This window comes from Paucisalibacillus algeriensis (assembly GCF_000577245.1).
Lineage (GTDB): Bacteria > Bacillota > Bacilli > Bacillales > Amphibacillaceae > Ornithinibacillus.
This window is the reverse complement of sequence record NZ_CBYO010000022.1, coordinates 211,906-221,208: the sequence shown is the minus strand read 5'-3', so window position 1 is coordinate 221,208 and position 9,303 is coordinate 211,906. Positions and strand designations below refer to the sequence as shown.

Genomic DNA, 9,303 nt, shown 5'->3' with positions numbered 1-9,303 from the left:
AGTTATATGCAATGATATCTAGCTTCATGCAATTTTTATGCATTTGCTGTTTGATTTTGGTCGTTGACATCTGGGTCAATTGGGTTTGTTAAGCTTGCACCTGTATTAGTATTGATAAAGTCCCCGGTATTTAAAGATCCGGATCCAGCACTTGTTTTGGAGGTGCTTTTTGGAGATAAATAAAAAGAGTCTCCAAAATTAACTACTCCTCCGCTTATACTATTGATTTTAATTGGTCCGACGATTGATGGCATAGAGTACACCTACTAATAATGAATTTATTATAAAATATGATGAAATGTATAAATCCGTGTTCAGTGGTGTGTCCTATTTTCTTCATCCTGCAAAATGCGAATATGCTTGATTCGAGATTCGGCATTAATTTTCTTAATACCACCAAACTGTACGGTAGAAGCTTGGCTGACACCGGTTATCGATACATTTTTAACTTTTATGTCACCATCATGGTGCTTGTAATATGTTTCAACTGGTATCGATATCTCTATCCAATTGGCATCCCTTTTGAAAATAGAATAATCTTCAAAATCATGAGAATAAGTTTCATTCCAAACATTTGATTCTCGTTGTACAGCAATTGCTTTAAATCTTGGATTAAAATGTACTGTATCCCCTATATTAAAGATAGAACTACTTGCTATGGAATTAGTTGCACACATGTGTAGATGAACTAAACGATGATTCAATTTCATCACCTCTGTTTACGTTTGAGGAGCTAATGGGACCAGGCTTCCGACAATGTATGACTCAGGAGGTGTATCAAAGAAAGAGGATAGTTTTATCTCCTCGTTATCTCCAATTAAAAATACCGATGAGGAAGCCACTGTTTCAATAGCTACGTTTCCGACACATAACCCCCAATTATGAACTTCAATATTCATTAAGATTCCCCTTTTTGGTCTTCCGATTTTTCTATAAAACGTTGTAAAGAATGATAGACTTCCTTTTGAATATGATCTGAAATAAAGCTTTCTAATTGTTGGGGATGATTAATTTGATGCTTCTCTCTAGCTTCATTTTCATAAAACTGAATCCGATCTGGTATTTGACCTAGAATATCGTGAATGATATCGCCTTCTAATTTATGGTCAATTGGCTTTTTGTATTTCTGGGCTAATTCTCGTATCATTTTTGGACCACGTTCATTAACAAATTGATTTAATTGAGGAACGAGTTGTTGATTCACTGGATTTACTACAGTGGACTGTTTTACCGTAGGGATACCCAAATCATCAATATTTGCTAACTCATTAGGGGATAGTCCAATATGAAGTGTGCCATCTAATCGTTCAATTTTAAGTTGGTCAAAATGATATTCTATTTTATCAACAGTCAAACTATTATTTTCTTGTATTTTTTTTTCAAGTTTAAATACCCTTTCTTCTAGCTCCTTAATTTTCTCATTCTGTAGTTGTTGATTTTGCTGAAGTTGATACATGTAGTTGTTCCACTCGTACATCATTAGCTCCCCCTTGCTTAAATGTATAGTAGTTAGTATGAGATTAGGCAAATACCTAAAGTATCTTATGCACCGTAGTGAATTTTGTGCTACCTATTCTATGGAGAGAGGGGAACGAGTGGCGGAGCCTCACTAACTGCGGCCGCTTCTTCAGCAGGCTCGGTAAATTCACCGGTATTATAAAGCTCCGACTGTGCTTGTATTGCCCCAGTACTGCCGATTTGCAAGACTGAGGAGTTTGAAATCACACCTACTTTTAATAGATTAATATGAATGGATTGATGAACCGTAATATTCATGTGTTTTCACCCCATTAGGTTGTCGGTTGATCAATAAAGTCTTTGTCATACACATACGTATGTGATTGGTTAAGATTAATTCGATTTCCATCTCCAGTATTAAAGGATCCTCCACCAGCATAAGTTTTTGCACTACTCTGTGGATTCATGGAATATACATCACCAATATTGAAAATACTGGAAGACGATACTGTATTAATTTTTACAGCTCCTACTTTTGCTGGCATAAGATCCCTCCTTTTTGTTAGTTTATGTTTGGTAGTGGATTTGTTGAAAGGGTGGAGTGGGATTTTTGCGGGATTCGAATTGGAAGATATAACATTTACCTGAGAATTGTAATTATATGACCGAAGTTGGGGAGGTTGCACCTGGAAAAATTGCAATCATAAGCTCGTTGTTGGTGAGGTTACACCCAAGAATAGTGATCATGAGCCTGAAGTTGATGAGAATCAGCCCGAGAATATTAACCATGAGCCCGAAATGGATGAGCATGCACCGGAGGACTGCAACCTTGTGCGCGAAGAGAGAAACCATACACCAGCCGTCCCCAGCAATAAACATGCTCCATACCTATCAAAAAAATGCCGCACACCTAGTGCGGCATTTACTTAGTTAACCCTTCAATACTTCCTTAATATGACCTAATGCCCAATCTAAATCTTTTTTACTGATGATTAGTGGTGGTGCGAAGCGGATTACGTTTTCATGTGTTTCTTTACATAGTAAACCTTTTTCTTTCAATGCTTCACAGTAAGGGCGAGCAGATTCTGTTAGTTCTACCCCTATAAATAAACCTTTTCCGCGCACTTCTTTAATCTTTGGATTGTCGATGCCTCTCAGTTCCTGCATCATATAATTTCCTAGTTCCAGGGAACGTTCTGCTAATTTTTCGTCTTCTAAAACATCTAGGGAAGCAATGGAAACTGCACAAGCTAACGGGTTACCACCAAATGTAGAACCGTGAGAACCTGGGTTAAATACTCCTAGGATATCTTTATTGGCAACCACACAGGAAATAGGCATTACGCCACCACCAAGTGCTTTACCAAGAATCAACATATCAGGCTCAACTTCTTCCCAGTCATTGGCAAACATTTTACCTGTACGTGCTAGACCAGCTTGAATCTCATCTGCAATATAAAGAACATTATTTTCTTTACATACCTCATATGCTTCTTTTAAGAATCCTTCTGGTGGAATGACAATACCAGCTTCCCCTTGGATTGGTTCGAAAAGGAACCCTGCAGTATTTTCGTTTATTGCAGCTTTAAGTGCTTCGATATCACCATAAGGAATTAGTTTTATTCCGGGTAGCATTGGACCGAATCCACGTTTGTATTCAGCTTCCGATGAAAGAGAAACGGCAAGCATTGTACGACCGTGGAAGTTTCCTTCACATGCAATAATTTCCGCTTTGTTTTCTGGAACACCTTTAACATCGTATGCCCAACGGCGAGCTGCTTTTACAGCTGTTTCGACGGCTTCTGCACCAGTATTCATGGGAAGAGCCATATCTTTATTCGTAAGCTTACATACTTTTTCATACCATGGACCTAATTGGTCATTATGGAAAGCTCGGGAGGTTAGTGTAACACGCCCTGCTTGTTCAACTAAAGCATCAATTATTTTTGGATGTCGATGTCCTTGGTTGACAGCAGAATATGCACTTAGCATATCCATATAACGATTACCTTCAGGATCTTCTACCCAAACTCCCTCTGCTTTTGCTACAACAACTGGCAGTGGATGATAGTTTTTTGCACCAAAGTTATCAGTTTGATTTATTATTTTTTCACTAAAGTTTGTCATAATAATTCGCCTCCTATATAGCAAATGTAACACAACTTAGAAAATTGTTAAACTGAAATTGCTATGAAGGAAAATGCAGGAATTTTAGTCTTGAATCTATGAAAAGAATAAAATAGATTATTATTGTCAATAATTTTTCATATGTAATCGTTCTTATCCATGATATGATAGAATAGATATGTTATAGACTTGTTTTAGAAATAGGAGGAAAATAATGAATACACATTTACATGTAACAGCATGGGTACTTGCGATCATTCTGTTTATTGTATCACTAGTATTACATAAGCAAGGTAAAGAAAAAGCAGCTAAAATTGTACAAATGATTCTTCGACTAGATTATCTACTAATTTTATATTCCGGTGGAGATTTAATCATGCATTACTTAAATGGTAGTGGTACGATGACTGTGGAAGCTATTATTAAAGGCTTAGCTGGAGTAGGGGTAATAGCTGGAATGGAAATGACTCTCGGAAAAATTAAAGATGGTGATCCAGCTAAAGTTGGTTGGAGCGTGTTATTAATCTCATTTTTAATCACTTTAATTTTAGGTTTTTTCCGATTAGAAGGCGGATTTATGTAACAAGTTCGTGAGGATGTTCAAGGTACAGCCCTTAATCATCCTCTTTTTTATGTCGTTTTTTCTACAATTTAATAGATTTGGTTGATTATTTAATGATAAAGGTAATAATAAATACATGTATATATAAGGGCTACGATCTATGGGAAACAACATTGTTTATGGGATCAGCCTATAAAAAGCTGGAGGACAAAGAATGAAAAGAATGTCAATTTTAAGTTTAGCGATACTGTTATTTATGAGTGCATATCCAGCAGTAAGCTTTGCAGAGGAAAATCCTATTCAAGAAGAAATTATTTATAACATTTTGGTAGACCGCTTTAACAATGGAAACCAAGCCTTTAGTGATCAAGTCCGGATAGATGACCCATATGCATATCATGGTGGTGATTTAGAAGGAATAACGTTAAAGCTAGATGACCTTAAAGACTTAGGCTTCACAGCTATCTCTCTATCACCAATTATGGAAAATACTACCGATGGTTATCACGGATACTGGGTTGAAGATTTTTATTCCGTAGAAGAACAGTTTGGTAACTTGGAAGATTTGCAAACACTAGTACAAGAAGCACATAACCGAGATATGAAGGTCATTCTTGAGCTTGTTACTAATTATGTAGCTGATAGTCATCCTATTGTATCTGATCCAGATAAACAAGATTGGATTGTTCAAGATTCAGAAATCGATATAACCAATGAACCTTGGTTAGAAAATGTTTCGGTATTAAATCAAGAAAATCCAGAAGTACAAGACATGTTAATTGATGTTGCTAAGTATTGGATGAATGAAGGTAATGTGGATGGATTTGTTTTACATGCTGCTGATTATTCATCTGTAGATTTTGTTCATTCACTAACAAGTGAGCTGAAAGCCGATAAGCCTGACATCTATTTAATCGCTGATATTCTTTCTGAAGAAGAACCTACCGACTTATGGAACATGTCAACTATTGATGTAATAGAAAATCAAGCTCTTTCTCAAGCTATTGTGGATGTATTTGCTAAAGCGGATACTCCGGTAGATAACATCTATGAGAAATGGAAAGGACTTGGAGGAGAAAGCGGCCTTATCTATGTGGATAATAAATCAATGGATCGTTTTACTCAACTTGCTGCTGAGAACAAACGTGATGATGTGAACACATGGAATCTCGCACTTGTTTATCTATTGACAACTCCCGGTGTTCCTTATATTTTTCAAGGTTCAAACATTCCAATGTACGGCTCGGGAATGGAGCAGGTTCAACAGTTGGTAAACTTTAATAGCGGTGATCAAGATCTGGAAGAAGTCTTTTCTAAGGTACTGGCGCTACGAGTAAAGTTTCCAGTTTTACAGTACGGCGATTTTGAGTTAGTTGGTTCCGATCAAGGGATGAGCCTGTTTAAGCGCTCCTATGAAGAGGAAACAATGTATATTGCGGTAAATAATGATAGTGAATCAAGAAGGGTAAATATTACAGATTTAGAATCTGATTTACAATTACGGGGTCTCCTTGGGGATGATCTAGTTCGTGAGACGGCAGATGGAGAATATAAAGTTGCTCTTGCTAGAGAATCTGCAGATGTATATATTATTGAAGAAAACTCCGGTCTGAATTGGATGTTTATTACCCCAATCGTTGTGGTTCTTGTATTATTTATAAGTGCAGTAGTTTATTTGAGTAGAAAACAAAAAAAACGTGAAGCAAAATAAGCACAAACTTCCGTAGCATTAGATTGGATCTAATGCTACTTTTTTTGTTGTCGCAATTTAGAATATTGGGTACAATTAAATGGGAATTTATGTTTTTTTATCTTGGATAATTAAGTTACTATTTCCAATGAACAATAGTTTGGGGATAGCAAATCATTATAACTGCAACGTTAGATATTAAAGCTAGATAGGATAGGTCAATATAGTAGCCAAAGAGGAGCAAATTAACATGAAGCGTAGTGCAAGAGTTCGAATTTTATTATTTCTATTAATAAGTGGTGTGGTTGGTATATTTGCTTTTATCGCTAGTGTTTTTACTTTATTATTTGGTGTACAAGAATTTTATACTCCATTCATCATTGCGGTTGCACTCGGATTTCTGTTTTTTGTTTTTAATAGCTTCTTTCCATTCTTAAAAGGGAAAATGCTTCGTCGAACATTGTTAGGGTTTGTTATAGTAGCAGTGCTTTCTGTTGTTGTTCATGAAGTGATTAGTGCCTATGATAGAGGGATTCCAACTATAAGCAATGGAGATGTGGATTTATTTGAGTATCAACCTTTTGTGGAAGATACAAAAGCGGTGAAACTTGACGAACCAGCTACCTTTAAAATGGAGGGACAACTCCTTATTATCGATGGCGCTACCGCCTTGTATCCAATTTATGCTGCTTTTGCACAAGCTACATATCCGGAAAAAGGGTATGATGTATACGCTAGTGAGGTAATGTCCAATCGAACACAAGTTGCTTATGATACATTAATTAATGGCGAGGTAGATATGATATTTGCTGCTGCTCCATCTAAGGCACAAATAAATCGTGCCAAAATTAGAGGCGTAGAGTTAAAACTCACACCGATAGGGAAAGAGGCATTTGTGTTTTTCGCCAATTCAAGGAATGAAGTTAGTGATTTAACGTTAAATCAAATAAAGGATATTTACTCTGGAAAAATAACAAATTGGAAAGATGTTGGTGGAGCTAATGATTCTATCCGAGCTTTCCAAAGACCAGCTGACAGCGGAAGCCAGACTGCACTTGAAAATTTAATGGGTGATACACCAATCATGGAAGCACCTTCGGATGATATTGTTAGCTTAATGGGCGGTATTATTGAAGAAACCGCAGACTATAAAAATTATAAAAATGCCATTGGATATACTTTCCGCTTCTTCTCCAATGAAATGGTTCAAAATAATGCTATCCGTCATTTAGCTATTGAAGGTGTACCACCTACAGAAGAAACGATTAAAAGTGGGGATTATCCAATTACTTCCGAATTTTATGTTGTCACGGCAGGAAGTCAGAATACAAATATCGATCCTTTTATTAAGTGGATTCTGTCTGAACAGGGGCAATCTATCATTGAGAAAACCGGATATGTTCCAATTGTGGGTTCATCGGAAAATAGTGAGGAAACAGAATGAGATAACGATGATTAAGGCTAGAATGTATAATAATAGTTAAGGAGTGATATTTGTGTACGAATTAAAAACCAAAGAAAATGATAGTAGTGTCATAGAATTTATTGAATCCGTAGAAAGTCCAAAGAAAAAAGAAGATGCTTATAAGTTGCTAGATATCTTTACGGAAACAACAGGTTATCCTGCCAAGATGTGGGGAACAAGTATTATTGGGTTTGGATCCTATCATTATAAATATGCTTCTGGGCATGAAGGGGATGCGCCGCTTGTAGGGTTCTCCCCTCGTAAGGCAAAGATTAGCCTATATTTTGCAACAGGAGACCCTGAGCGTGAAGAATTGCTAAAGGACTTTGGAAAACATACAACTGGAAAAGCTTGTGTGTATATTAACAAAATTGCTGATGTGGATGTAGATGTCATGAAGGCGATGATTAAACAATCCATCAAGTTTTTAAGAGAAATCTATCCAGAGGGAACAGAATAATAAGTATAAATGACTATCATGTATGTTTTGGATAGTCATTTTTTATACGATATAGGGAGGATTATCATTTGAGGTTAAAATATACGCTTGGAATTCTAGCTATTATTCTATTATTCGCATGTACACCGAAAGAAGAGGATAGTAAAAAACTTTTGTCTTCAGGAATTCAGTATATTGGTAACCAAGAAAAAATTGTTACCGAGCTAGATAAATCGGAAATTGAAAATGAAAATCTTTCCACGATAAACTTAGAATTAGAAGATTATAAATTAATCATTATTGAACCTAATTATATCGAGAGGATTAGCAAGGATAAAGTAACACAAGCATTAAACAATGATTTTTATATATTTTTCATAAACATTGAGGATAGCCGATTAATTCCAGAACAGTATCTAAATACCATTACATATAACGAAAGAAAACAAGAAAAAATCTGGACGGAACAATTATATTTGATGGATGGACAGCTTAAATCGATTGTTTTCCCAACAGAACCGAATATCGAAGAAGAGCTTTTGAACTGGTTACAGTATTTTGATAAGTATAAGGAAGATAGTGAATAGGAAGAAGGAGGGTATTCGTGGATAAACAAAAACAGGTTGTTAGTCAAGAAATTTCCAGAAATGCTTTACTGAAAAAGCAGTTCCAAACCAAAAATCATGGATTAAAATTTCAGGACTTCATAATTGTAAAGGAAAGAGGAATGGATCAGTTCCAACCACTGGCAGGGTCATATGCGGTTATTCAGTGTAGGGGGAAATACCTTCTTTGTTATAATGTGTGGCGCAATCAATGGGAAATCCCATCTGGAAGCCGAGAAAGTACAGAAACACCAAAGGAATGTGCAATTCGGGAACTTTACGAAGAAACCGGACAACTAGTAACGGATATGGAGTTTATCGGTCTTTTAAAAACTGAAAATATAGTGAGTAAGGAAGTCAAATATAATCCAGTTTATCGCTCGAAAGTAGATCAACTCAAGCCATTTCAAGATAATGATGAGACTTCAAAGATTATGTTATGGGATTTGGAACAAGAAATTGGACTTATAGACGAAGTGGATCTAGAATTTTTGACTTTATTTGATAAAGTTGATTATGAGTGAAGAAGGAAAAACAATGGGGGAATGGCATGGTGCAGCCGGAGTATGTTTGAATGAGGATTATGAGGTGTTAATGGTGCGAGCGAAAGGATCGAATGCGTGGTCAACTCCTTCGGGTGGCATAGAAGTAGGAGAAACACCTCAAGCCTGCTGTATACGAGAATTAAAAGAGGAAACAGGGTATTCTGTTAGGATTAAAAAAGATTTATTTGTAAAAGAAACAGAAATAAAAGGGATTGCGGTAATAATTCATTATTTTCTAGTTGAAAATATTGGTCAAAGCAGTGGGATTAATGATCCAGATCGACTAATTGGGGAAGCAGCCTGGAAATCTTTAGCGGATATAGAGAACCTTGAACACGCATATCCAGAGGACCAGAAAACAATTGAGAATCTAATTAAATACCAGCTATTAGAGGAGGACTAATAGCTGGTT

At 36.2% G+C, this 9,303-nt stretch carries 14 protein-coding genes; 7 read left to right on the top strand and 7 right to left on the bottom strand.

Going from position 1 to position 9,303, the window contains the following annotated elements; translation table 11 throughout:
* Positions 1-35: 35 nt before the first annotated feature.
* The 7 genes from TY11_RS17205 to TY11_RS17175 form a co-directional block, all read right to left on the bottom strand.
* Positions 36-254: a spore germination protein gene (locus TY11_RS17205; protein ID WP_042149092.1), complete on the bottom strand. Its 219-nt coding sequence runs from the start codon at positions 252-254 to the stop codon at positions 36-38.
* 60 nt (positions 255-314) lie between these two features.
* A complete protein-coding gene (locus tag TY11_RS17200; protein WP_052345881.1) occupies positions 315-704 on the bottom strand; it encodes a spore germination protein GerPE in 390 nt (129 codons plus the stop codon).
* 15 nt (positions 705-719) lie between these two features.
* The gene (locus tag TY11_RS17195; RefSeq protein WP_042149090.1) at positions 720-899 is read right to left on the bottom strand and encodes a spore gernimation protein GerPD; all 180 of its coding nucleotides are present in this window, start codon (positions 897-899) and stop codon (positions 720-722) included.
* Positions 899-1,477 carry a spore germination protein GerPC gene (gene gerPC / locus TY11_RS17190; protein ID WP_052345880.1) on the bottom strand — a complete coding sequence of 193 codons (579 nt, stop codon included), beginning with the start codon at positions 1,475-1,477 and terminating at the stop codon, positions 899-901. The genes TY11_RS17195 and gerPC overlap by 1 nt, the downstream gene beginning before the upstream one ends.
* Before the next feature lie 98 nt (positions 1,478-1,575).
* Positions 1,576-1,776, bottom strand: a complete 201-nt coding sequence (locus TY11_RS17185; protein ID WP_042149087.1) for a spore germination protein GerPB — start codon at positions 1,774-1,776, stop codon at positions 1,576-1,578.
* Between the two features lie 14 nt (positions 1,777-1,790).
* Positions 1,791-2,003 carry a spore germination protein gene (locus TY11_RS17180; protein WP_042149084.1) on the bottom strand — a complete coding sequence of 71 codons (213 nt, stop codon included), beginning with the start codon at positions 2,001-2,003 and terminating at the stop codon, positions 1,791-1,793.
* Positions 2,004-2,388: 385 nt separating this feature from the next.
* Positions 2,389-3,585 carry an ornithine--oxo-acid transaminase gene (locus TY11_RS17175; RefSeq protein WP_155982728.1) on the bottom strand — a complete coding sequence of 399 codons (1,197 nt, stop codon included), beginning with the start codon at positions 3,583-3,585 and terminating at the stop codon, positions 2,389-2,391.
* A gap of 214 nt (positions 3,586-3,799) precedes the next feature.
* Here TY11_RS17175 and TY11_RS17170 point away from each other — a divergent pair, with 214 nt between their 5' ends.
* From TY11_RS17170 to TY11_RS17140, 7 genes are all read left to right on the top strand, one after another.
* The gene (locus tag TY11_RS17170; protein WP_042149082.1) at positions 3,800-4,168 is read left to right on the top strand and encodes a YisL family protein; all 369 of its coding nucleotides are present in this window, start codon (positions 3,800-3,802) and stop codon (positions 4,166-4,168) included.
* A 193-nt stretch (positions 4,169-4,361) separates the two neighbouring features.
* Positions 4,362-5,858 carry an alpha-amylase family glycosyl hydrolase gene (locus TY11_RS17165; RefSeq protein WP_042149079.1) on the top strand — a complete coding sequence of 499 codons (1,497 nt, stop codon included), beginning with the start codon at positions 4,362-4,364 and terminating at the stop codon, positions 5,856-5,858.
* A 229-nt stretch (positions 5,859-6,087) separates the two neighbouring features.
* Positions 6,088-7,281: a PstS family phosphate ABC transporter substrate-binding protein gene (locus TY11_RS17160; RefSeq protein WP_042149076.1), complete on the top strand. Its 1,194-nt coding sequence runs from the start codon at positions 6,088-6,090 to the stop codon at positions 7,279-7,281.
* Positions 7,282-7,333: 52 nt separating this feature from the next.
* Positions 7,334-7,762, top strand: coding sequence for a DUF1801 domain-containing protein (locus TY11_RS17155; RefSeq protein ID WP_042149073.1), 429 nt, complete (start codon positions 7,334-7,336; stop codon positions 7,760-7,762).
* Between the two features lie 68 nt (positions 7,763-7,830).
* Positions 7,831-8,328: a hypothetical protein gene (locus tag TY11_RS17150; protein WP_042149070.1), complete on the top strand. Its 498-nt coding sequence runs from the start codon at positions 7,831-7,833 to the stop codon at positions 8,326-8,328.
* Positions 8,329-8,345: 17 nt separating this feature from the next.
* On the top strand, positions 8,346-8,870 hold the full coding sequence (locus TY11_RS17145; protein WP_231495872.1) for an NUDIX domain-containing protein: 525 nt from the start codon (positions 8,346-8,348) through the stop codon (positions 8,868-8,870).
* 13 nt (positions 8,871-8,883) lie between these two features.
* The gene (locus TY11_RS17140; protein WP_042149067.1) at positions 8,884-9,294 is read left to right on the top strand and encodes an NUDIX hydrolase; all 411 of its coding nucleotides are present in this window, start codon (positions 8,884-8,886) and stop codon (positions 9,292-9,294) included.
* The last annotated feature ends 9 nt before the right edge of the window (positions 9,295-9,303 follow it).